At 40.9% G+C, this 23987-nt stretch carries 19 protein-coding genes; 6 read left to right on the top strand and 13 right to left on the bottom strand.

The features are described from left to right. Window positions 1–5 precede the first annotated feature (5 nt). Genes panB through J8L97_RS13610 form a run of 3 tightly spaced genes read left to right on the top strand, consistent with a single transcriptional unit; the run spans window position 6 to window position 1899 of the window. Window positions 6–800 carry a 3-methyl-2-oxobutanoate hydroxymethyltransferase gene (panB, locus tag J8L97_RS13620; protein ID WP_211050415.1) on the top strand — a complete coding sequence of 265 codons (795 nt, stop codon included), beginning with the start codon at window positions 6–8 and terminating at the stop codon, window positions 798–800. Continuing rightward, on the top strand, window positions 800–1648 hold the full coding sequence (panC, locus tag J8L97_RS13615) for a pantoate--beta-alanine ligase (RefSeq protein WP_211050413.1): 849 nt from the start codon (window positions 800–802) through the stop codon (window positions 1646–1648). The genes panB and panC overlap by 1 nt, the downstream gene beginning before the upstream one ends. 11 nt (window positions 1649–1659) lie before the next feature. Further along, on the top strand, window positions 1660–1899 hold the full coding sequence (locus tag J8L97_RS13610; protein WP_192508645.1) for a hypothetical protein: 240 nt from the start codon (window positions 1660–1662) through the stop codon (window positions 1897–1899). A gap of 51 nt (window positions 1900–1950) precedes the next feature. On the opposite strand, the gene J8L97_RS13605 is transcribed toward J8L97_RS13610, so the two are convergent. The 11 genes from J8L97_RS13605 to J8L97_RS13555 all read right to left on the bottom strand — a co-directional run bounded on the left by J8L97_RS13605 (window position 1951) and on the right by J8L97_RS13555 (window position 14842). Continuing rightward, complete coding sequence (locus J8L97_RS13605) at window positions 1951–2919, bottom strand: PstS family phosphate ABC transporter substrate-binding protein (RefSeq protein ID WP_210997252.1); 969 nt, start codon at window positions 2917–2919, stop codon at window positions 1951–1953. Window positions 2920–2989: 70 nt separating this feature from the next. After that, window positions 2990–4324, bottom strand: a complete 1335-nt coding sequence (gene phoR / locus J8L97_RS13600) for a phosphate regulon sensor histidine kinase PhoR (protein WP_211050411.1) — start codon at window positions 4322–4324, stop codon at window positions 2990–2992. Between the two features lie 34 nt (window positions 4325–4358). Then, a complete protein-coding gene (gene phoB / locus J8L97_RS13595; protein ID WP_211050409.1) occupies window positions 4359–5048 on the bottom strand; it encodes a phosphate regulon transcriptional regulator PhoB in 690 nt (229 codons plus the stop codon). Between the two features lie 178 nt (window positions 5049–5226). Then, the gene (locus tag J8L97_RS13590) at window positions 5227–6183 is read right to left on the bottom strand and encodes a porin (protein ID WP_192508648.1); all 957 of its coding nucleotides are present in this window, start codon (window positions 6181–6183) and stop codon (window positions 5227–5229) included. Between the two features lie 506 nt (window positions 6184–6689). Further along, window positions 6690–7754, bottom strand: coding sequence for a class II fructose-bisphosphate aldolase (fba, locus tag J8L97_RS13585; RefSeq protein ID WP_192508649.1), 1065 nt, complete (start codon window positions 7752–7754; stop codon window positions 6690–6692). A 172-nt stretch (window positions 7755–7926) separates the two neighbouring features. Beyond that, complete coding sequence (locus J8L97_RS13580) at window positions 7927–9105, bottom strand: phosphoglycerate kinase (protein ID WP_192508650.1); 1179 nt, start codon at window positions 9103–9105, stop codon at window positions 7927–7929. A gap of 41 nt (window positions 9106–9146) precedes the next feature. After that, window positions 9147–10160, bottom strand: a complete 1014-nt coding sequence (gene epd / locus J8L97_RS13575) for an erythrose-4-phosphate dehydrogenase (RefSeq protein ID WP_192508651.1) — start codon at window positions 10158–10160, stop codon at window positions 9147–9149. 106 nt (window positions 10161–10266) lie between these two features. Beyond that, window positions 10267–10893, bottom strand: a complete 627-nt coding sequence (locus J8L97_RS13570) for a 3'-5' exonuclease (protein WP_211050438.1) — start codon at window positions 10891–10893, stop codon at window positions 10267–10269. Beyond that, on the bottom strand, window positions 10893–12731 hold the full coding sequence (locus J8L97_RS13565) for a DUF294 nucleotidyltransferase-like domain-containing protein (protein ID WP_211050407.1): 1839 nt from the start codon (window positions 12729–12731) through the stop codon (window positions 10893–10895). The genes J8L97_RS13570 and J8L97_RS13565 overlap by 1 nt, the downstream gene beginning before the upstream one ends. Window positions 12732–12843: 112 nt before the next feature. Next, window positions 12844–14568 (bottom strand): sodium:solute symporter family protein, encoded by a 1725-nt coding sequence (locus tag J8L97_RS13560; protein WP_210997256.1) that lies wholly within the window; start codon window positions 14566–14568, stop codon window positions 12844–12846. 10 nt (window positions 14569–14578) lie between these two features. Continuing rightward, window positions 14579–14842, bottom strand: coding sequence for a DUF4212 domain-containing protein (locus J8L97_RS13555; protein WP_010362403.1), 264 nt, complete (start codon window positions 14840–14842; stop codon window positions 14579–14581). A 375-nt stretch (window positions 14843–15217) separates the two neighbouring features. On the opposite strand from J8L97_RS13555, the gene J8L97_RS13550 reads away from it, so the two are divergent. Further along, window positions 15218–18655, top strand: coding sequence for a PAS-domain containing protein (locus tag J8L97_RS13550; RefSeq protein WP_211050405.1), 3438 nt, complete (start codon window positions 15218–15220; stop codon window positions 18653–18655). Between the two features lie 128 nt (window positions 18656–18783). After that, window positions 18784–19614 carry a formyltetrahydrofolate deformylase gene (gene purU / locus J8L97_RS13545; RefSeq protein ID WP_211050403.1) on the top strand — a complete coding sequence of 277 codons (831 nt, stop codon included), beginning with the start codon at window positions 18784–18786 and terminating at the stop codon, window positions 19612–19614. Window positions 19615–19654: 40 nt separating this feature from the next. On the opposite strand, the gene J8L97_RS13540 is transcribed toward purU, so the two are convergent. Together J8L97_RS13540 and acs are read right to left on the bottom strand one after the other, a co-directional pair. Continuing rightward, window positions 19655–20308 (bottom strand): response regulator transcription factor, encoded by a 654-nt coding sequence (locus tag J8L97_RS13540; protein WP_210997258.1) that lies wholly within the window; start codon window positions 20306–20308, stop codon window positions 19655–19657. Window positions 20309–20400: 92 nt separating this feature from the next. Next, on the bottom strand, window positions 20401–22341 hold the full coding sequence (acs, locus tag J8L97_RS13535; RefSeq protein WP_210997259.1) for an acetate--CoA ligase: 1941 nt from the start codon (window positions 22339–22341) through the stop codon (window positions 20401–20403). A gap of 366 nt (window positions 22342–22707) precedes the next feature. Here acs and J8L97_RS13530 point away from each other — a divergent pair, with 366 nt between their 5' ends. After that, complete coding sequence (locus J8L97_RS13530) at window positions 22708–23871, top strand: DcaP family trimeric outer membrane transporter (protein ID WP_192508658.1); 1164 nt, start codon at window positions 22708–22710, stop codon at window positions 23869–23871. The last annotated feature ends 116 nt before the right edge of the window (window positions 23872–23987 follow it).

Genomic DNA, 23987 nt, shown 5'->3' with positions numbered 1-23987 from the left:
TGGACATGGCTAAAGTAACAGTGTCAACGTTGGCGAAGATGAAACATGCGCAGAACAAAATTACGGCGTTAACCGCCTATGATGCAAGCTTCGCAAAATTATTTTATGACAATGGCGTGGACATTGTGTTGGTTGGCGACTCACTTGGTATGGTATTACAAGGCGCTGATGATACGTTAGCAGTGACCTCCGATGAAATTGCTTACCATACCCGTTGTGTGCGCGCTGGAAGTAAAGAACTATTTGTGGTCGCAGACATGCCATTTATGAGCTATGCAAATCCACAACAAAGCTGTGATAATGCTGCTAAATTAATGCGTGCTGGTGCCAATATGGTGAAGTTAGAGGGTGGCGAATGGTTATATGAAACTATTCAAACTCTCACCCAACAAGGCATTCCTGTATGCGGCCATTTAGGCCTTACACCACAATCAGTCCATGTGTTTGGAGGTTTTAAAATACAAGGTCGAGAACAAGCACAGGCTGATAAAATGGTTGCTGACGCACAAGCCTTAGAACAAGCTGGTGCACAGCTACTCGTCATTGAGTGTATTCCTTCAGCACTTGCCAAACGTATTTCTGAAGCCGTTAATATTCCAGTCATTGGCATTGGGGCAGGTAAAGATACCGATGGACAAATATTAGTAATGCATGATCTTGTTGGGATTTCTGCGGGTTATATTCCTAAGTTTTCCAAAAACTATTTAGCTGAAACGGGCAACATGCCAGAAGCAGTTAAACAATACTGCGCCGACGTTAAATCGGGCACCTTTCCAACTAGCGAACATGAGTTTAGTTAATGCAATCAACCTCAGAAATTAAATCATTACGTAGCCAAATTAAAGCGTGGCGACAGCAAGGGCTGAGCATTGCGTTTGTACCAACAATGGGGAATTTGCATTTAGGACACTTTTCACTTGTTGAAAAAGCCAAAACACTCGCAGATAAAGTTGTTGTCAGTATATTTGTCAATCCTATGCAGTTTGGTGAAAATGAAGATTTAGATAATTACCCTCGCACCCTAGACGAAGATAAAAAAGGGCTAGCAGAGCTTGGCACTGATATTGTTTTTACACCTTCTGTTGCATCTATATACCCTAATGGCTTAAGTGCTCAGAGCTATGTCGATGTGCCTGGTATATCACTGGGTTATTGCGGTGGTAAAAGGCCTGGCCATTTTAAAGGCGTTGCAACCATCGTGACGAAATTATTTAACATGGTACAACCCGATTTCGCATGTTTCGGTGAAAAAGATTATCAGCAACTGCAAGTCATCAAAACCATGGTACGCGACCTTTCGATGCCAATTGAAGTTGTCGGTGTTGCAACACAGCGAGAGTTCTCAGGTTTGGCAATGAGTTCTCGTAATGGCTATTTAAGCGAGACTGAGAAGGAAACAGCGAAAGCGCTTTATCAATCCCTACTAGAGATCTCGACTCAACTTAAAGCGGGTAACCACAACTTTGCTCAATTAGAAGCCGATGCAAAAGTGTCACTAGAACAAAAAGGTTTAAAAGCTGATTACTTTGCTATCGCAAATAAAGATACACTAAATCCTGCTACACTTGGAGATGATCACTTGGTGATCTTAGCGGCTGCCTTTTTAGGATCAGTACGCTTAATAGATAACTTACAAGTCTCTATCTAGAAGGAAGTAAGATGAAAACTGTACTGTCACTCTGTGCAATATTACTATTAAGTGCATGCCAAAGTAACAATTCAGCAGAATTGAATCAATGTGCTCAACAAAATTATCAATGTGAAACAAGCTGTGTGAACAGTAATACACCAGAAACAATGTCACATCAAATATGTAATAATGAATGTATTGAAACTTTTAATCAGTGCAAAGTTCAAGCCCAGCAACTGACGAAGAGTAAAACTCGGCAGTACCAATAAGTTAATTTTACAAAAAAACCGCTCAAATGAGCGGTTTTTTATCTGTTATTCCTACAGTAAACCAAGTTTTTTCAGTTCAACGGTCGCCATTTTGCTTGAAAGTGGTACATAACCATCTTTCTCAACAATTTTTTGTCCATCTTTTGATAAAACCATTTTTAGAAATTCAGCTTCAATAGGTGACAATGCTTTATTCGGGTGCTTATTTACATAAACATATAAAAATCGAGATAATGGGTACTTCCCTTTAGCAACATTTTCTAATGTAGCATCAACAAAGTTATTACCTTTTTTAGCTAATGGTACAGTACGTACACCTGACGTTTTATAACCAATACCCGAGTAACCAATAGCATTCACAGATGATGAAATTGACTGTACAACAGATGCCGAACCAGGCTGTTCATTCACGTTATTACGGAAGTCGCCTTTACACAGAGCTTTTTTCTTAAAGTAACCGTATGTACCTGATACCGAATTACGTCCATAAAGTTGAACATCTTTGGCAGCCCAATCTCCAGCTAAACCTACGTCACTCCAACGCTTAACTTCGTCTGTAGCACCACACTTACGTGTTGATGAAAAAATAGCGTCAACTTGATCAATGCGTAAGCCTTCAATCGGATTATCTTTATGTACAAAAACGGCAAGTGCATCAATAGCTACACGGACTTCTGTTGGCTTATATCCATAACGTTTCTCAAAGGCTTCAATTTCTTTTGACTTCATTTTTCGGCTCATTGGGCCAAAGTTAGAAGTTGCCTCTGTTAATGCTGGAGGCGCTGTTGAAGAGCCAGCTGCCTGAATTTGAATATTCACATTAGGGTAAATACGTTTGTACTCTTCAGCCCAGAAGGTCATCATATTGGCAAGGGTATCAGAACCAACTGAAGAAAAATTACCTGAAATACCACTCGTTTTATTATACTCAACTAGGTTTTTATCTAACGCTGACGCCTGTGTTGCGACAAGTGTTGTTACAGCTACGCCCATAGCGGCGACTAAACTTTTGAATTTCATTTGGGTTGCTCCAATTGTTCTTCCCATTAAATAACGCGATTCATTCTGCCGCGACTTAATGACAATAAAATTACTCTAAAGTGACAGTTTCATGACTTTCACCATCTGTCATAATTTTTACTTTATCTTGCGTGAAGGAAAAAGAAAAACATGATCCTTCTCCCAACGTGCTTTGGATCTCTAAACTAGAATCATGCCTTGTTAGCACATGTTTAGTGATTGCTAACCCCAACCCAGAGCCACCCGTCTTACGGCTACGTGCTTTATCAACACGATAAAAACGCTCCGTCAATCTATGAATATGCTCAGGGGCAATACCATCACCATTATCTTTCACTGAAAAACAAGCTGATTTATCATTGTACTGCCAAGAGACAACGACTTTGCCATGTGGTTTTGTATAATGAATCGCATTAAACACCAGATTAGAGAACGCACTGCGTAATTCATCAGCAGACCCTAAAATATCTAAAAGTGGATCTACATCAAATACAACTTCGTGCTGCTTGTCTTGGTTAACAGATAATGCTTCAGTTTGAATTAAGGCAAGCATAGCAGGTACATTAACGGGCCTGTCTTTCTCATGTCGCCTTGCACCTTCAATACGTGATAATGATAATAATTGATTTACTAGGCTATCCATGCGTTTGCATTGTTCAATCATGGTTGTATGCGCTTTCTCCCACATCATAGGCGGTGGCATATTATCAGCATCCATCATTTCTAAATAACCCGTAACAACCGTCAATGGTGTTCTCAGTTCATGTGAAACATTTGCCACAAAATCTTTACGCATTTGCTCTAGTTGCTTTAAACGCGTGATATCCCGGACAACCATCATCAACTGTTCAGCATATGGCATAACACGAAATTCGAGTACCTGATCATTTGCATGGCTTGAGTCTAGCTCTAACGGCTCATCAAAGTGATGCAGTTGCATGTATTTAACAAACTTAGGATCCCTGATCAAGTTATCTAATCGCTGACCGTGATCTGTCGGCCACTGCAACCCTAGCACTTTTAAAGCAAGTTGATTACACCACACAATACTGAGATCTTGTTGCAATACTACAACCGCATCGGGCACCGCCTCTGCACCTTCGCGGAAGCGACGTATCAATTCTGCTAACTCATTGCGCTTTTTGCGGTTTCGATGTTGTAAATGATATATTCCTTCAAATATTTGTTCCCATGCTCCTTCACCTTCAGGAGGGTTAAAACTTCGTTGGTTAAGCAACCAATCACTTAATCTATATAGCTGATGATAATGCCAAAGCAGTAAAGACAACGCACCTATAAACAATAAAATAAAAGGTGCACCAATCAAAATACCGATCAAAGTTAGTGGTAAAAAATACAAAAACAGGCGCTTAAACAACGCCTGCTTATTAATCACTCGGTACATATACGATGGACCCTAAATATAATTCATAATGCCGCTACAGCTTACTTGAAAACCGATAGCCGGCACCGCGCACAGTTTGTACTAATCTATCATGACCTAAAGGTGCTATCGCTTTACGTAGACGACGGATATGTACATCAACAGTACGATCTTCAACATAGACATTAGTACCCCAGACATGATCAAGTAATTGTTCTCGGCTATATACTCGCTCTGGGTGTGTCATAAAGAAGTGTAATAAACGAAACTCTGTCGGTCCCATATCTAACTCATTGCCAGCCGACGTTACACGGTGTGATATAGGATCAAGGCGCAGACCATGAACTTCGATGGCCTCCTCTAAAGAAGTCGGCGATACTCTACGGATCACTGCTTTGATCCTCGCCATCAATTCTTTTGGAGAAAAAGGTTTCGTGACGTAATCATCGGCGCCAACCTCTAAGCCTTTTACTTTGTCTTCTTCTTCACCACGCGCAGTTAGCATAATAATTGGTATCTGACGCGTATATTCACTTTGCTTAAACTTTTTCGCGATTTGAATCCCACTGCCACCTGGTAACATCCAATCCAACAGCACCATATCTGGGTATGGTTCGACCATCGCCGTAATTGCTGAATCGTAATCTTCTGCTTCAATCGCTTGAAACCCATTTTGTTCCAGCACAAATACCAGCATCTCCCTGATAGGTGCTTCATCATCAACTACAAGTACTTTACGTGACATTCCCAATATTCTCTTTCATTACCGAAGATGTTTTCATTATTATGACTAAGTGTGACAGTTTTATGAAAGTGTAACGTGGATCTACAAAACCTGCTAAAAAATCGCTTAACTATTTGCGCTAAGCGATTTTTTTAACAAGGTATTATGACTATATCATGTCATTTTTTAGGAAGTTTTTTTAAAAATCATAACGTAATGTTAACGCCATATGGTCTTGATCTGCTGAGTTATCAAGATCAAATTTGGAATACCATAAATACATACGCGCTTGTTTAGATAGCTTTTTCTCAACACCTAACGACGTCGAGTTTCCAGAATCTTTCAATTTACCTTCAGCACCATCGGTGTCTTGATATTGAGCTAATAATTTATAACTATTCGGGAGTTTATACGCGGCACTGACAACAAAGCTATCAACAGAATCATCACTATCCACTTTTTCACTTTGCTGGTATAAGCCACCTAATGTCACATCGCCTAGCTTTCCTTGCAATACAACCCGTGTAATATCGCGTCCTGCAACTTTTGAATCCCTAGCAACACTGGCGTAAACAGGTGTTTTTTTCAATTTACTATCACCGTACACGCCCGCAATAGATACCCCTGTTTCTCCATCTTGTTTACTGTTATCTTCCGCAATATAGCTAACCACAAACTTCATATGGTTAAGTGATGGAGAGGTATATTGAATCGTATCCCCCAGGCGGTTATCCCCTGCAAATAGCGCCTTATTATCAGAGGTAAAATCGTTCATTAAATCAACTTTTCCTTGCGATTTTTTCACTGGAGTGTCATTTCGTCCAACAAGTACTTCCCCGTAGCTACCTTTTAACCCAACATATTGCGATCGGGCGGTGATATTATCACCATCTTTACCATCTTTATCGTTATCTACTGGATTAACTTCGAATTCATATTTAAAGAAAACATCAACACCCTCATTTATCTTCGCTTTACCCTTAAGGCCCATCCTCGACGCATAGCTTTTAATCGATGTTTCATCTTCATCGCCCGTATCGCTAAACTGTAAACCGGCGTGAACTCGACCATAGACTTTAACTTCATTCGCTAGCGTAACATCAGATATTACAAGCAAGCAGAGTGTAAAAAGAGAGAGTAATAATTTGGTTTTCATATTAGCGCAGCCTCATAATTGTAAGAGGAAAACACCGAGTCCATACGATGCTCATATAATTATTGTCTAAGTTAAAAATTAGCTGTAATTCTAAATAGATCAAGTCAGTGATTAGGAACAGATCAAATTTATATCAACCCAACTTATCAGGATCAAAATCTTACTAACATGATCCTGTTTGGGATCAGTTTTTTACTAGCTTTACGCCACTTTAGTTAGATCAAACAGTATAAACATAATGACTAACGCGGCGTAAACCAAGTGAAATAGGCACTAAACCGTGATCAATTAGTACAATCTTGATCTACATTGGATATCGTTAGTACAATCGTGATCCCAACATGATCTTAACATCAACTTGCTCTAATTGGGGCCCTGAGAATAAGTTATTATTGTTTTTTATCAATATGTTATGATTTTGCCTGTGAGTAAAGAAAGTTAATAAAATAATGATCCAAAAAAAAGCCCCATATTCGGAGCTTTAATTTATTCAGGTGTGTTAGTTATTATTTGATCTGTTGATCAAGTTCACCCGATAAGTACTTCAAGTGCATATCGTCTAATGAAATTGGTTTGATCTTAGCTGCATTTCCTGCTGTACCAAATGCTTCATAACGGTCAACACAAATTGCGGTCATTGCTTTCGTTGCTTCAGCTAAGTATTTACGTGGATCAAAGTTAGCAGGATTCTCTGCTAAATGACGGCGAATTGCCCCCGTTGAAGCTAAACGTAAATCGGTATCAATATTCACTTTACGCACACCGTGCTTAATCCCTTCGATGATCTGCTCTACTGGCACACCATACGTTTCAGGAATTTGGCCACCATGCTCATTGATCACGGCTAACCAATCTTGGGGAACTGAAGAAGAACCATGCATTACAAGGTGTGTATTAGGGATCCGTGAATGGATATCTTTGATTCTGTTAATCGCTAAAATGTCCCCTGTCGGCGGACGTGTAAACTTATAAGCGCCATGAGATGTACCACAAGCAATTGCAAGCGCATCTACCCCTGTTTTACTTACAAAATCAGCTGCTTCCTCAGGATCTGTTAGTAATTGATCTAAGCTTAACTTGCCAACTGCACCAATACCATCTTCTTCACCAGCTTCACCGGTCTCCAATGAACCAAGCACGCCTAGCTCACCTTCCACCGAAACACCACATGCGTGTGCCATATCAACTGTGCGACGCGTAACATCTACATTATACTCGTAACTTGAAGGCGTTTTACCATCCTCAAGCAAAGAGCCATCCATCATCACAGATGAAAAACCAAGTTGAATTGAGCGCTGACAAATTCCAGGTGATGTCCCATGATCCTGATGCATTACTACTGGAATGTGAGGCCACTCTTCAACGGCCGCAAGGATCATATGACGAATAAATGGTGCACCAGCATAAGCGCGTGCACCAGCTGAACCTTGAACAATAACAGGACTATTTGTCTTGTCTGCTGCTTCCATAATGGCGCGCATTTGCTCTTGGTTGTTTACGTTGAAGGCAGGAACGCCATAACCATACTCTGCTGCATGATCAAGTAATTGACGCATACTGATTAAAGCCATATTGCTTTCTCCAATAGTCGATGACAGTCACTATCATCTAGTTTGAACGGGATAATTTGTGTGTGATTTACATCACATTGTCTGTTTCAGACAATATTTAAGTACCAAATATCAAATGTGAGAGCGACATTTAGTAAATAATTAGGCCAGCAATCGCTGGCCAAAATTCATATTAAGCGTTTGCTCTTTTCTCAAGCATAGCTACTGCTGGTAATTTTTTCCCTTCTAAAAACTCTAAAAAGGCACCACCACCAGTTGAGATATAAGAGATATTATCTGCTACACCATATTTATCAATGGCTGCCAGCGTGTCTCCACCACCGGCTATTGAAAATGCATTAGACTTTGCGATGGCATTTGCAATTGCCTCTGTGCCATTTCCAAATTGATCAAATTCAAATACGCCAACAGGGCCATTCCAAACCACTGTACCCGCTTTTTCTATAATTTTTGCTAACGTGTTCGCTGTATCTGGACCAATATCGAATATCATGTCTTCCTCAGTCACATCAGCAACATCTTTTATTGTTGCAACTGCTGACTCAGAAAATTCGCTGCCAACGACAACATCAGTTGGTACTGGGATCTCACCATTGTTCAACTTTGCAGCTGCAGTAAGCTTATTAGCCTCAGCAATTAAATCAGCTTCATACAAGGATTTACCCACCGGGTTTCCAGCAGCTGCGATAAACGTATTTGCAATTCCACCACCAGCGACCAGCTGGTCAACGACCGTAGAAAGCGAATCTAGCACAGTTAATTTTGTAGAGACTTTAGAGCCACCTACAATGGCAACTAAAGGACGCGCTGGGTTATCAAGTGCTTTTCCTAACGCTTCTAGTTCATTGGCTAAAAGCGGGCCTGCACACGCTGTTTCGGCAAATAAGCCTACGCCATGTGTTGATGCTTGAGCACGATGTGCTGTACCAAACGCATCCATAACATACACATCACACAATGCTGCTAATTGCTTGGCAAGCGTTTCATCGTCTTTTTTCTCGCCAACATTAAAACGAACATTTTCAAACACAACAACTTCGTTTTCACTTACTTCGACGCCGTTTAAATAATCTTTCTCTAAACGCACTGGTTGCTCAAGTGCATCGTTTAGATAATCAACAACTGGTTGTAATGAATATTGCTCATCATACTCACCTTCAGTTGGACGCCCTAAGTGAGACATAACCATTACTTTAGCGCCTTGCTGTAACGCTAATTTTATAGTGGGTAAAGATGCGCGGATCCGTGCATCAGAGGTCACTTTACCTCCTTTTACAGGCACATTTAAATCTTCACGAATTAAAACGCGCTTGCCGCTTAAATCTAAATCCGTCATTTTAATGACTGACATTAACATCTCCTTACTAAACGATACTTATGAATATGAACTCTTTATTTGGCAACCATCATGGCTACAGCAGTGTCGAGCATACGGTTAGCAAACCCCCACTCGTTATCACACCACACTAATAATTTTACGAGTCGTTTATGACTAACACGTGTTTGTGTGCCATCAATAATACAAGAATGCGGATCATGATTAAAATCTACTGAGACCAATGGTTCCTCGGTGTAGCTTAAAATTCCATCAAGGCGGCCACTGGATGCGGTTTCTAGCACTTGATTAATGGAAGATAACTCCACATCTTGGTTTAACGTCACACTTAAATCCATTGCGGTTACATTTATCGTCGGAACACGCACCGCAATTGCTTCAAAACGTCCATGAAATTTAGGAAGTATACGCTCAATACCCCGCGCGAGTTTTGTATCAACGGGAATAATTGATTGGCTCGCAGCTCGTGTCCGTCGTAAATCGCTATGATAGGCATCAATCACTTGTTGGTCATGCATTGATGCATGAATCGTTGTTATTGCGCCTGACTCGATACTAAAAGCATCATCTAACACTTTTATCACGGGTACAATACAATTGGTTGTGCATGAGCCATTCGAAACAATATTGTCTGTTTCTAATAACTCATCATCATTAATGCCATAAACAATGGTCGCATCAACATCGGCATCTGCTGGTTGAGAAAAAAGTACTTTCTTTGCACCCGCTTTTAAATGAACGTTTGCATCTTGTCGTGAATGAAATACACCAGTGCATTCCAATACCACGTCAACATCTAATGCTTGCCAAGGCAAATTTCCAGGGTCTGGCTCTGAAAACAACTGAATATGATCTCCAGCAACGTTCAAATATGGGGCCTCATATTCCACCTCAAAGGCAAAGCGACCATGCGACGTGTCGTATTTAAGTAGGTGCGCAACCCCTTTGGGATCCGCCAGCTCATTTATCGCAACGATTTGGATCTCGTGTTGACGAGCAGATTCATACAGGGCGCGTACAATATTACGTCCTATACGACCAAAACCATTTATAGCCAGTTTGATTGCCATTGAATTGAAAATCCAGCCTTTAGCATAGATGATAGGGATGTTCCCTTTTGAGATGGCGCTATTGTAATCGACCAAGGAAAAATGTCTAAGGGAAATGGCAATATTTTTAAATAATTATACTCAGTTTTTCTCGGCGACCCATGCTGATAGCCGAATATTGGGCTAACAGTAGTTCTGCAGTTGCCAATGCATCACATAATGCATCGTGTTGTTTATATTCGGGCAGGCCATAACGGGCACGACATGCAGATAATGTCAAACTATCCTGAGTTAATGGTCTTCCTTGTGCTAACAAACGCCGCTTTTCTATCTTCATCGTATCAATAATTGCTTTGGGCGTAATTCGATATTGATACATTGATGCGACTCGTTGAATGAACCCCCAATCAAGTACAGCATTATGACACACTAATACGTGACCATTAATTGCTGTCGCCAAAGAAGCTATAAGTCCTCTTAAACTGCTCCCTTCCAGCAAATCGTCATCATCAATACCATGGTAAATCGTACTCTGTGACAAATCTTGCACTTCTTTGTTCAACATATAACCTGCAGTGCATAAATCAATTTTAGAGGCACGCATATTTAACCATGCAGCTGAAACAATTTCATGCTCACTAGGGACTAACCCCGTTAATTCTAAATCAATAATTACGTATTTTTGCTGATCAAAATAACTCTGCTTTAACTTATACTCTCTCAAGTACCTCAGCAACCAGGGATACAGCTCCATCACAAGCTCGCCCTAGTAAATTTGAATGCACTCGCTTGCTGTGCATGTCGCACTAAGTGAAAAGCTTCTTTTAACTGATGCTTCTCCAATGACGTTAAAGTCTTTGGATCAATGCAATTACTCGGCAGCCCTTCCCTTTTTATCTGGGTTTTTAAGCGAAGTTGTGTCAGGTAACGCCAACAGTCTTTCAGGTCATACACATCGTTACTACTCAATACGTCAAATTTTAATAAAGCATCCAATCGCTCCAACGTGTTTGCTTTATAAATACCAACATTTAACGCATAAAGGCGGACAAGATCATTAATGATCACAATGCCACGTCGCTTTAGATCGAGATGCTTATGTTGAGTGTTCCCTTTTTCTAGTTTAAATTGGTGAAATAACCCAATAGGGACTGAATTCGTATTAATGTCTGTAGCCATAGCTGAAAAAAACAGCTCATCTCGACGGATCATATCTAATGCAGCGCATAAATCTTGATAAAGCGATTTTGATCCATCAATCAAGCGTAGATCAAAATAGATTTTACAATTAAGCATCGCTTTAGGAGTCGGCTCCTTAATCCAAGTAACAAACCGGCTTTGCCATTGCGTAACAGTGCCTCTACAGGCTTCATTGCTGGCCATTACATTGCCGGGACAACGTTTGATCCCGCACTCAACTAACTGCTCGCATACCGTTGCCCCCAAATGTGCAAAGTACACTCGCTGTTTCGCTGTGATGTTTGCATCCAACAAGATACCATTGTCTTGATCTGAGTGCAGTGTTTGCTCCTCTCTAGCTTGTGAGCCAAAGCAAATCCAGCTAAACGTGCAAGGCGCTTGGCCGTGTTCTAATTGATATAAATGCACTAATCGAGCGGTTAATGCATCGGTTAATCCGCTCAACAATTTTCCAATAACCGAAATATCTTCAATATTATTTGAAAACTGCTTTAGTAATTCCGGAATGTCACTTGAATAACGCTTCACTTCCGCCACACTGCTTGCTTTGTAAATTTTCCCAATAAGTTGTACTGGATCACTTTTTTGTTGACGCAATAGATCTGTACTGGTGATAACACCTAACGGCTTATACGCTTCATCTAGTACTGGGAGGTGATGAATATTATGTTTAAGCATTAAATGTAATGCTGAAAATGCTCGGTTATTCTCGAAAATAGATTTTGGGTTTTTAGTCATGACCGATTGGATTGACGTGCTCGGCGCAATGTCTGAAGCTAAAACACGATTACGTAAATCTCGATCCGTTACGATCCCAAGTAACGTATTTTCATCAGTAATAACTAACGAAGATACCCCATAGTGACGCATTTTCATGGCTGCTTCTGTGATACTCACTTGAGCACTAGCGGTAATAATATTCGATGACATGAGTTCACTGATTTTACGCTCAGACCAGCTTTGGTCACGTGTTTTATATTGAGAACTAAGCAACCGGTTGGCATGAGCTCTCACAAAATGTTGTTCAAATCCCCTATACTCTCTGCGTAAATAATCAAAACTTTGCTGATCTAATACATAAAGTAAACCCGCAGTAACAACCTGTAAATGGCTTTGTATTTTATCGCCAGTTAATAATGAAGGAAAACCAAAGTAATCACCTTCAGTTAAGCGTGTAATGGTATCACCGTGTATAGAGACCAAATCAAACACACCAGAACGGACTAAATATAAATTGACCTCCCCAGTCTGTAGCCATTGCATTTGATTTTCTCGGGTTAAATATACCACTTGTAAATGACGAGCAAAATAGGATGTTGCACCATGAGGTAAATGACTAAACGGCATTTGTTTATGACTAAATTCCACAACATCCTGCACTTGTGCCGCCATATTTCATTCCTTTATAAACAATTTTCAGGAAAATACTTATGCGTATATACGCTTCACTTTACTAAAAATTGTTGGCCCAGAAGAGACTCTGAGCCAACGGCTTTTTTACTCTTTAATGTGCATGCGCCGCGAGAGATCCTTTTGGATTGCGGATGCTCTCCACCATATCTTGCACTTCTTTTGGCGTGTCAGCGGTCAATTTCAATACTACTGCAGCAATTAAGAAGTTAACGGCCATTCCAACAATGCCAATCCCTTCAGGTGAAATACCGAATAGCCAATTTGCCGGTGTATTTAATTCTGGGCTGACAAATTTGAAATAGATAATATAAGCTGCTGTGAAGGTGATCCCTGACACCATACCTGCAATAGCGCCCTCTTTATTCATACGTTTAGAAAAAATCCCCATGATAATAGCAGGGAAAAAACTCGCTGCCGCGAGGCCAAATGCAAAGGCAACCACGGATGCGACAAATCCAGGGGGATTAATACCAAAGTATGCTGAAATCACAATAGCAACCATGGCCGCGAGCCGTGCAGCGAGTAATTCTTGTTTATCACTGATATCAGGCTTGAGTGTTCGTTTCAATAAGTCATGAGATACCGACGTAGAGATAACCAATAACAAACCAGCTGTCGTCGATAACGCTGCCGCAATGCCACCTGCCGCCACTAACGCAATAACCCATGCTGGTAAGTCTGCTATTTCAGGGTTTGCCAATACCATAATGTCACGGTCAATTTTTACCTCATTGGCACTATTTGGATCGCTAACTTTACCCGCAGAATAAGACATTTTTCCATCACCATTTTTATCTTCAAACGTGATTAAGCCGGTCCTTTCCCAGTTTTTTACCCATGCAGGAGCTTCGCTATACAGCGTGCCACTCCCATCTTTGCCATTAATGGTATCAACCATATTTACTCGAGCAAATGATGCAACAGCAGGTGCCGTCGTATAAACAATGGCGATAAAAACCAATGTCCAAGCAGCTGAAATACGCGTATCTTTCACTCTTGGAACAGTAAAAAATCGAACAATAACATGAGGTAAACCCGCTGTACCAACCATTAAAGCAGCTGTAATAGCGAATACATCTATCATGCTTTTGGAACCTTCAGTATATTGTGCAAACCCCAATTCAGCACTGAGTCCATCGAGCTTATCTAATACATACATACCGGAGCCATCAGCCAATGTTGCTCCAAACCCTGTTTGTGGTAGGAAATGTCCAGTCATCATCAAAGAGATAAAAATTGCGGGTACCAAATATGCGAATACCAATACGCAATATTGTGCAACCTGCGTGTAAGTGATCCCCTTCATACCCCCTAGTACCGCATAAAAGAACACAATGACCATACCGATATAAACGCCGGTTTCAATATCAACTTCTAAGAATCTTGAAAACACGACGCCGACACCTCTCATTTGCCCTGCGATATACGTAAAGCAAATAAAGATAGCACATAGAATAGCGACAATTCGTGCTACTTGTGAGTAATAACGGTCACCGATGAAGTCTGGTACAGTAAACTTGCCAAACTTTCTCAAATAAGGTGCCAAACACAAGGCTAACAACACATAACCCCCCGTCCAGCCCATTAGATATACCCCACCATCATATCCAGCAAAAGAAATGATCCCAGCCATGGAAATAAATGATGCTGCACTCATCCAGTCCGCAGCAGTTGCCATACCATTGGCAAATGGTGGCACGCCTCCGCCCGCCACATAAAATTCATTCGTTGAGCCTGCACGAGCCCAAATTGCAATGCCGATATAAAGCGCAAAGCTCAAACCGACAATAATAAATGTGAGATTTTGTACGTCCATCTTCTTGCTCCTATTCGTCTACGCCATACTTTTTATCAAGCGAATTCATTTTGAATACGTAGACAAAAATCAGAGCGACAAAGGTGTAAATAGCGCCCTGTTGTGAAAACCAAAAACCCAATTTAAACCCAAAAAAACGGACTTCATTTAGTACGTCAACCAGTAAGATGCCAAAACCAAATGACACTACAAACCAGATTGCCAATAACTTAAACATTAGCGCGAGGTTTTCTGACCAGTATGCTTTTGCTTGTTCTTCGTCTTTAAAAGCCATTTGTATACCCTTTCACTTCTTCACAGCCAAGCTGTATTGGTGTTAATTGTCACTATTTACCTTAGCAACGTCACTGCAATATGAAATTGAGACCTTAGTCGTAACGCAAGCCTTACGTTTACGTAAACCGGTATATGACCAGCTTTATCTATTAATAAAGTTAATAGATAACATAAACTTACAATGAATGACGAAAAAAACCACATTGATGAACTAACCACAACATTGGTTATAAGACATTAGTCTAAAACATCGTCTTAAAATGCCACATAGCCATATAAAACAAAATGTTAAATATAGTTGTCGTGAATGAGATTGCAGACATAATTTGCTTATGTGATAAGCTAAAAATACCTTCATAGAATAAGAATAACCATGACAGCAGCTTTAACATTGGTAGCGCTTTGCTACATAGGTGCCCTATTTTGGATTGCAAATTGGGGTGATAAAACGACTCCGCGTGCATTAAAAATTAGCCACCACCCATTTGTGTATGCGCTATCATTAGGAATTTATTGTACTTCATGGACTTATTACGGTTCGGTAGGCACTGCCGCAGCAAGTAGTTGGCATTATTTACCTATTTTGTTAGGCCCTGCATTATTATTTTTATTCGCCCACGGCTTTTTGCGAAAGCTGGTGTTGGTGAGCAAAAAACAAAATATTACCACGATTGCTGACTTCATTTCCGCTCGCTACGGCAAACGCCAAAGCACTGCCGTACTCGTAACCCTCATTGCTTTATTAGCGACGATCCCCTACATAGCCTTACAATTAAAGGCACTCAGCAGTAGTTTTTTATTGTTACAGCAAGGTGAAAAAATCTCTGGCACAATTCTAGCGTTAAGTGGCACCTTAATTATGGCCTTATTTGCAATATTTTTTGGAACGCGAAAGGTTGATGTCACTGAATATCGCTCCGGTTTAATGCTGGCAGTCGCGTTTGAATCTTTAATCAAACTCATTGCATTGGCGGCTGTCGCAGTATTGGCGTTTGTCACATTATACAAACAACCCAATACATTTTCCTCTTTGTTGATACATTGGCAAAAATTTGATTTGATAAATTTTAACTTCATCGGTCAAACTTTGATGGCCGCGGCTGCCATTATTTGTTTGCCCCGTCAATTCCACGTCACTGTCGTTGACAACCAAGATCGTCGTCATTTACATACTGCTCGTTGGGCATTCCCTTTATACCTTATGCTTACAGCTGCCATGATCATTCCCATCGCAACAGCCGCCATACACCCTCAAATAGGCGTAGGCGTCGCTGCTGATAGTTTCGTATTGGCACTTCCTTTAATGCAAGGACATCCCATTATTACCACCTTTGTATTCATTGGAGGCTTATCTGCGGCAACAGCCATGATTGTTGTTGCAACACTGACACTCAGTACTATGCTGTCCAATGACGTCGTTTTACCACTTCTATTAAAACGTAAATTTAAGCTTAATACGCTAACCAAAAACTATAAGTCACAAATTCTACTTATTCGCCGATTTATCATCGCAGCTATCTTGCTGCTTGCCTATTTGTACCAACAGTGGTTTGGTCATGGAGAAGCACTTGCCAGTATGGGACTCGTTGCCTTTTCCTTAGTGACTCAATTACTACCCGCTATTATTTTCGGTTTGTATTGGCGTAAAGGTCATGCTTATGGTGTCTACGCAGGTTTATTTGCTGGATTCATTTGCTGGGTATTATTTTTAATGTTGCCAGTACTGGATGCTGGTGCAGTAATGAGTTATGACTTTCGCCAAAGTGTTATCACTCAGGGGACACTTATCGCTCTATTTGCAAACATTTTTTGCTACGTGAGCTTTTCTTTAGCTGCGCATGAACGTTTAATCGATAAAATTCAAGCTGCAGCATTTGTTAATCCAAAAGAACAAGCCACACTGGCTAAACGCTTAAATAAAAATGTCAAAGCGACCATCTATGATTTTAAAGTACTATTACAAACCTTTCTAGGTGTCCAACGTTCAAACCAACTGCTAAGCCATTACATGCTTAGCCATGATATTGATGATAACAATGCCCATCCCCTTCCCGAATTTATCGCGTATTGTGAACGTTCGCTAACCGGTGTACTGGGTGCATCATCAGCACAAGCACTCATACACACCGTCGCTTCAGGAAAGCAAATGGCATTCGAAGAAGTGGTCAATTTCTTTGACGAGACGACGCAAGCTTTACAGTTTAACCAAAATCTGCTCTTCACCTCACTAGAAAATCTCAGCCATGGTATTTCCGTAGTAGACAAAGAACTCAAACTCGTTGCTTGGAATAAACGCTATAGTGAAATGTTTGATTATCCTGAAAGCTTTCTAGAGGTTGGGCTACCGATTGAGCAAGTTATCCGATTTAATGCCAAACGCGGAGAATGTGGCCCAGGTGAAATAGAGCGCCAAGTAGAGAAACGAGTTCAACACTTGCGCAATGGGACTTCACATCACTTCATCCGTCACCGCCAAGATGGCCAAGTATATGAGATGATTGGTAATCCGTTACCAGAAGGCGGATTTGTTACCAGCTTTTCTGATATCACAATGCACATAGCCACCCAAAATGCGTTAGAAGAAATCAATATGGATCTCGAAAATAGAATTGAAGCACGCACCCAAGAGATCAGAACAATCAATACAGACTTAGAAGCACAAATTGCCAGCCGGATAGAAACCGAGCATGCTCTGATGGGCGCAAAAAAAGAAGCCGAACGTGCAAATGATAGTAAAACCCGCTTTCTAGCACTTGCCAGTCATGATATTTTGCAGCCTCTCAATGCTGCAAGACTCTATCTAGCAGCCATAAATGCGCACACCTTAACACCCCACGATCAAGGAAACTTTAATAAACTCGGAGACAGCCTAGATTCTACAGTCCACCTAATGTCTGCCTTGCTTGATATTGCTAAGCTGGAACAAGGTGCGATGAAACCCTCTCCAAGACACTTTGATATTGGAGATATTCTCACGCCGCTTGCAAATGAATATGCCATGCTATCCAAAGAAAAAGGTTTACAGCTCAAAGTACGCAGCGCACATCATATTGTACATAGCGACACCACTTATTTACGCCGAATTATTCAAAACCTAGTCTCTAATGCAGTTAAATATACCGCTTCAGGCAAAGTATTGATTGCTTGTCGCTCTCGTAAACATAGCCTGCGATTAGAAGTCTGGGATACAGGCCCAGGCATAAATAAATTGGAACTTAACAAAATTTTTAATGATTTTTATCGAATACAAAACCACGATAATAAAGGGGTAGGATTGGGACTTGGTGTGGTAAAGCGACTATGTGATCTACTTTGTATTACCCTTCAAGTTCACTCAATTCCTGGTACTGGAAGCCGTTTTAGCATTGAAGTGCCCTATGGCGATGAATTACTCTCACCTCAGCGCCAAGAACTAGGTTCACTATTACAACATAATCATAGTAACCAGCACCCATTCTCTGTCATTGCAGTAGACGATGATCCTAACAATCTAGCCGCGATGGCAAGTCTCTTAAAGAAATGGCAAGTTCACTACCAGCTCTTTGAGCAAGTTAATGACGTTTTACTTTTTGCAAAAGAGCATAAAGCACCTGACATGATATTAATGGACTACCAGCTGGGCGTTGAATGTGACGGTATTACACTGATTAAAACTTTACGGGAAATTTGGCAACACCGTGTACCGGCAATATTAATTACAGCAATGCGCGATGTAGAGCTAAAAGCACAAGTCAAAGCGCTTAATATCCATTATTTGTCAAAACCGATTAAGCCTGCAAAACTGAAAGCGTTATTAAACCATCGTCGTTAATGACTGATATCCATGACGCAAAACATAGAATAAAAGGTGAATGAAAGGTTTTTTGGTTGAAATAATTATTCTATATTAGCTTGCTGATTTTAAAAACATACACACACATCATATAGGAATGAGGATTGATGAATTATATATTAACCACACAATGTACGGATGATGTCGGCTTAATCGCCAAAATCACCAACTTATGTTTTGAGCACAACCTAAACATTACGCGTAACAACGAATTCGTAGATAAAGCCGGGACTCGCTTTTTTATGCGCACTGAATTAACAGGGCAACCCAGTGATAACTTCCTAAATCAATTACGTCAACAGCTACCCAATGGCGCTGATGTTGCTTTACATAATAATGAAAAAACCAAATTAGTGTTACTCGCGACCAAAGAAGCGCATTGCTTAGGAGGTGCGCTGCTTAAACAGTTCGAGCAAGCGTTAAATATTGAAATATTAGCGGTTGTTGCTAACTACCCAGATTTGGAACCTCTCGTTAAAGGCTTCGGTGTACCATTTCATTGCGTATCTCATGACGGCCTCTCCAGAGAGCAACATGATAAAGTCACTGGTGATTTGGTTGCGAGCTATCACCCTGATCTTATTGGATTAGCCAAATACATGCGTATCTTGAGTCCCGATTTTGTAGCACGCTTTAACAAAAAAATAATTAATATTCATCATTCATTTTTACCGGCTTTTATTGGCGCGAAACCTTACCACCAAGCATTTGAACGCGGCGTAAAAATAATCGGTGCAACAGCGCACTTTGTTAATGATGAACTCGATGAAGGGCCAATTATTGTGCAAAATGTAACACAAGTAAGTCATGCAGATACCGCACAAGCCATGGCTAAAATGGGCAGAGATGTTGAGAAAACGGTATTCTGTAAAGCGTTGCAATTAGCATCAGAACACAAAGTTTTCATTAACGGCAATAAAACCGTCGTTTTTAACTAATTATGGCAGGAGTGATACTGAGCTCATTCCTGATTTCGTATTAAGCTAACGCTTCAACTGGTTCCAATTGCAATTTCGATGCAATGAGCACAGCCTGAGTACGATTATATACCCCTAACTTTCGAAATATTGCCGTTATATGCGCTTTCACTGTCGCCTCTGATATATGTAATTCAAAAGCAATTTGTTTATTCAATAAACCTTCATGTAAATATCGTAGCACTTTATATTGTTGAGGTGTCAATGAGGCGACCTGCTGTGCCACTTCTTGCTCTTCGCTTTTTAGACCCGCAACTTTGTCTTTAATGGCCTCGGGTAGCCAGCTGTCTCCTTCCAGCACTTGCTTTATCGCATTGGCAATATCCTGTGAAGATGATGCTTTAGGAATAAACCCCATAGCGCCATAACCCATTACCTTAGAAATAATTGCCAAATCTTCACTGCCTGAAATAACCACAACAGGCAAGCTTGGGTAATCTTCTCTAATTCGGATCAAACCATACAAATCACCACTGCCTGGCATATGTAAATCTAACAGTAATAAATCTAGCTCCTCTTGCACAGAAAGAACCGATAAAGTTGTTTCAAAGTTTTCAGATTCAAAAACTTCCAACCCTTCAAATTGAGTTTGAAGCGCACCTTTCAAAGCCTCCCGAAATAAGGGGTGGTCATCTGCGATTAAAAATTGATTCATGCTTTACTCCTAAAAATTCGGCTGTCACCTTAAAGAGGACAGCCGATATAGTACGTTTAGAATCCAATGAAATTCAAGTTTTTAACGCATTATTAACGATTTAACCTGTTTTCGATGAGTTCCTCTACTACACTCGGATCAGCAAGTGTAGACGTATCCCCTAACTGTTGATATTCATTTGCTGCTATTTTCCGTAAAATTCGGCGCATAATTTTACCAGAACGTGTTTTTGGTAGCCCAGGTGACCATTGGATCATATCTGGCGACGCGATAGGACTTAACTCCTTACGCACCCAATTTCTAACCTCTTTGGTTAACGCCTCATTAATTTCTATTCCTTCATTTGGCGTCACATAAACGTAAATACCCTGGCCTTTAATTTCATGTGGATAGCCAACAACTGCGGCCTCAGCAACAGCTTCATGTGCTACCAGTGCACTTTCTATTTCAGCAGTTCCTAAGCGATGACCTGATACATTAAGCACATCATCCACACGTCCTGTGATCCAGTAGTAACCATCTTCATCGCGGCGGCAACCATCACCTGTAAAATAAACACCCGGATAAGCCGAAAAATAGGTTTGCTCAAAACGCTCATGATCGCCATAAACCGTTCGAGCTTGCGACGGCCAAGAGTCTAAAATAACTAAATTACCATCCGTTGCCCCATCTAACGTATCACCTTGCGCATCAAATAATGCAGGTGCAATACCGAAAAATGGTCGAGTTGCAGATCCTGGCTTCATATCTGTCGCGCCAGGCAGTGGTGTGATCATGATGCCACCCGTTTCGGTTTGCCACCAAGTATCAACAATTGGGCACTGGCTGTTACCGATACTTTCATAATACCAAGTCCATGCTTCAGGGTTAATTGGCTCACCTACAGAACCTAAAACTCGCAAGCTGGAGCGCTGCGAAGTGGCTGTGGGTTCATCTCCTTTGGCCATGAGCGCACGGATCGCGGTGGGTGCTGTATATAAAATTGTCACATTATGTTTATCTACAATTTCTCCCATACGACCTGCTGTTGGATATGTTGGCACCCCCTCAAACACAACCTGTGTACACCCATTAATCAAAGGTCCATATGCAATATAACTGTGTCCGGTGATCCAACCTACATCAGCGCTACACCAGTAAACATCATCTTCTTTTAAATCAAAAACGTATTCATGTGTCATTGAAGAATAAACCAAGTACCCTCCAGTCGTATGGACAACCCCTTTCGGCTGGCCTGTTGACCCAGATGTGTAAAGTATAAAAAGAGGGTCTTCTGCATTCATTGGCGTTGGCTCACAACTAGCGGGCAGATCAGCCACTAGATCATGCCACCACACATCATGTGCATGCCATTCAACTTCACCTGCTGTAAGCTGATGTACGATCACGTGCTCGACGCTTGTCACCCCTTCTTGTGCAACAGCTTCATCCACGTTGGCTTTAAGTGGCACCGCATTACCACCACGACGACCTTCATCTGATGTAATGACAATCTTAGCGCCCGAATCTTTAATTCTGTCAGCAATTGCAGAAGGAGAGAAACCACCAAATACAACAGAATGCACCGCGCCAACTCGTGCACATGCTTGCATTGCATAAACAGCCTGAGGTGTCATAGGCATATAGATAGCGACACGGTCACCCTTTTTAACGCCTAACTTCTTCAAACCATTTGCCAATTTAGCAACTTCATCATGAAGTTGCTGATACGTTATATTTTCACCATCATCAGGATTGTCACCTTCCCAAATCAAGGCAATTTTATCAGCCTTATCTTCCAAATGACGATCTATACAATTGAAAGATGCATTTAATTCCCCATCTTCAAACCATTTAATCGCAATATGCCCCTTATCAAATGAGGTGTTCTTTACTTTAGAATAGGGTTTAGACCAGTCTAATCTCTGCCCATGCTCAGCCCAAAAACTTTGCGGATCATCAATCGATTTCTGATACATTTCATTGTATTGATCATTATCAATAAGTGCGGCGTTCTTGATTGATTCAGGAACAGGATAAATGCTCTGTGACATAGTCATCTCCAAGGTAAATTACTTGCCAAACGGCTTTCATCAAGGATCACTCAGCAGCGCACAGGAGAGTATTAGACCTTAGTTGTATATGAAGTGAATTTTTTAACAACTTCACCGCTCTACACGTTTCACTATTTCAAACATTATAATAATGCGAATTACACGACAATATTGATAAATCACATAATTTTATATGATATCCATCGCACCTCAAATAGGTACAACCCACTTCAACTCAACCTTGCCACCTTAGTCTAATAGACCAATAGATAATTGAGTAAAGCGCATGGTTCATCAAAAGTGATGATGAACCGTTACTATATTAAGCGTCGTTGTCTACCAACGTGGCTATAAGGAACAATCATTATGACAATAAAAAATTTAACAATAAAAACCCTTACAGCGTTCGCTGTTTCTAGTGCATTGAGTGCACCGGTTTATGCGGCGGCCATTGGAGATACCACAGTCAATTATGGCGGATATGTAAAGTTAGATGCCATATGGAGCGACTTTTCTGATGGCACATTACCTAGTGCACACATAGGAAGAGATTTTTACGTGCCTGGTACAACCCCCGTGTCAGCAACACACTCTGAAGATGCCGTATTCGATATGCATGCTCGGCAATCTAGATTCAACTTTGGTACAGCAACAAAGCTTACTGATGGGAGTGAGATAAAAACTAAAATCGAATTAGATTTTATTGTTTCAACTGGCGGTAATGAACGCGTGAGTAATTCCTACTCACCACGTTTAAGACAAGCTTTCGTAACATACAAAGGCTGGCTATTTGGTCAAGCATGGTCAAACTTCCAAAATGTGGGCGCATTACCTGAAACGCTCGATTTTGTCGGCCCAGGAGAAGGGACTGTATTCGTACGCCAAGCAATGGCGAAGTACTCGGTCGGTAATTGGTCTTTTTCAGCAGAAAACCCCGAAAGCACCATCACTACTGCGGACAAAGGAAGAGTTGTTACCGATGATGCGAGTATGCCCGATTTTACAGCTAGGTATAACCATCAAGCAGATTGGGGAAATATTGTTATCAGTGCCCTAGCTCGCCAACTTACTTACAAGATAGGCGAGGCTGACGAAAGTGAAACTTCGCTCGGCGTTAGTGCATCCGGTCGAGTTAATTTAGGTAAAAACAATATCAAATTCATGATCACACAAGGTAAGGGGCTTGGCCGGTATGTTGGGCTAAACGTTGCCAATGGTGCGGTGTATGATGGCACAAATTTACACGCCATTGACTCAACCTCTGGCTTCATTAGTTATCAGCATCATTGGAATACACAATTACGTTCTACTTTTTTATATTCGTTCTTTTCTGCTGACAATGAAACAAGCTTACTGACAATCACTGGCGACCCGACCGAATCGAGCATGAGCTACAGTGCAAACCTCCTTTATTCTCCAGTAAAAAAACTCACATTTGGTGCTGAATATAAAGTCGGTACTCGAGAAACACAAAGTGGCTTAGACGGTGATATCAACCGTTTACAACTTTCCGCAAAATATGCCTTCTAAATATTAAACATCTTCCAACACTGATATAGGTGTCTTATTACATACCTATATCAATAACCACTTCAAGCGGCAATTTTGTCGCTTTTTTATTAACCAACGATTGCACTTGTACTATT

This window comes from Pseudoalteromonas sp. MMG012 (assembly GCF_018100875.1).
GTDB classification, from domain to species: domain Bacteria; phylum Pseudomonadota; class Gammaproteobacteria; order Enterobacterales; family Alteromonadaceae; genus Pseudoalteromonas; species Pseudoalteromonas aurantia.
This window is presented reverse-complemented; position numbering and strand designations above follow the sequence as displayed.

Bases quoted from the DNA above. Each gene is read 5' to 3' on its own strand.
- J8L97_RS13560 (WP_210997256.1), bottom strand. From the start codon at position 14,568: ATGGACGTACAAAATCTCACATTTATTATTGTCGGTTTGAGCTTTGCG.
- J8L97_RS13580 (WP_192508650.1), bottom strand. From the start codon at position 9,105: ATGTCAGTCATTAAAATGACGGATTTAGATTTAAGCGGCAAGCGCGTT.
- acs (WP_210997259.1), bottom strand. From the start codon at position 22,341: ATGTCACAGAGCATTTATCCTGTTCCTGAATCAATCAAGAACGCCGCA.
- phoR (WP_211050411.1), bottom strand. From the start codon at position 4,324: ATGTACCGAGTGATTAATAAGCAGGCGTTGTTTAAGCGCCTGTTTTTG.
- J8L97_RS13550 (WP_211050405.1), top strand. From the start codon at position 15,218: ATGACAGCAGCTTTAACATTGGTAGCGCTTTGCTACATAGGTGCCCTA.
- J8L97_RS13530 (WP_192508658.1), top strand. From the start codon at position 22,708: ATGACAATAAAAAATTTAACAATAAAAACCCTTACAGCGTTCGCTGTT.
- panB (WP_211050415.1), top strand. From the start codon at position 6: ATGGCTAAAGTAACAGTGTCAACGTTGGCGAAGATGAAACATGCGCAG.
- purU (WP_211050403.1), top strand. From the start codon at position 18,784: ATGAATTATATATTAACCACACAATGTACGGATGATGTCGGCTTAATC.
- phoB (WP_211050409.1), bottom strand. From the start codon at position 5,048: ATGTCACGTAAAGTACTTGTAGTTGATGATGAAGCACCTATCAGGGAG.
- J8L97_RS13540 (WP_210997258.1), bottom strand. From the start codon at position 20,308: ATGAATCAATTTTTAATCGCAGATGACCACCCCTTATTTCGGGAGGCT.
- epd (WP_192508651.1), bottom strand. From the start codon at position 10,160: ATGGCAATCAAACTGGCTATAAATGGTTTTGGTCGTATAGGACGTAAT.
- J8L97_RS13570 (WP_211050438.1), bottom strand. From the start codon at position 10,893: ATGGAGCTGTATCCCTGGTTGCTGAGGTACTTGAGAGAGTATAAGTTA.
- J8L97_RS13605 (WP_210997252.1), bottom strand. From the start codon at position 2,919: ATGAAATTCAAAAGTTTAGTCGCCGCTATGGGCGTAGCTGTAACAACA.
- J8L97_RS13555 (WP_010362403.1), bottom strand. From the start codon at position 14,842: ATGGCTTTTAAAGACGAAGAACAAGCAAAAGCATACTGGTCAGAAAAC.
- J8L97_RS13610 (WP_192508645.1), top strand. From the start codon at position 1,660: ATGAAAACTGTACTGTCACTCTGTGCAATATTACTATTAAGTGCATGC.
- panC (WP_211050413.1), top strand. From the start codon at position 800: ATGCAATCAACCTCAGAAATTAAATCATTACGTAGCCAAATTAAAGCG.
- J8L97_RS13565 (WP_211050407.1), bottom strand. From the start codon at position 12,731: ATGGCGGCACAAGTGCAGGATGTTGTGGAATTTAGTCATAAACAAATG.
- fba (WP_192508649.1), bottom strand. From the start codon at position 7,754: ATGGCTTTAATCAGTATGCGTCAATTACTTGATCATGCAGCAGAGTAT.
- J8L97_RS13590 (WP_192508648.1), bottom strand. From the start codon at position 6,183: ATGAAAACCAAATTATTACTCTCTCTTTTTACACTCTGCTTGCTTGTA.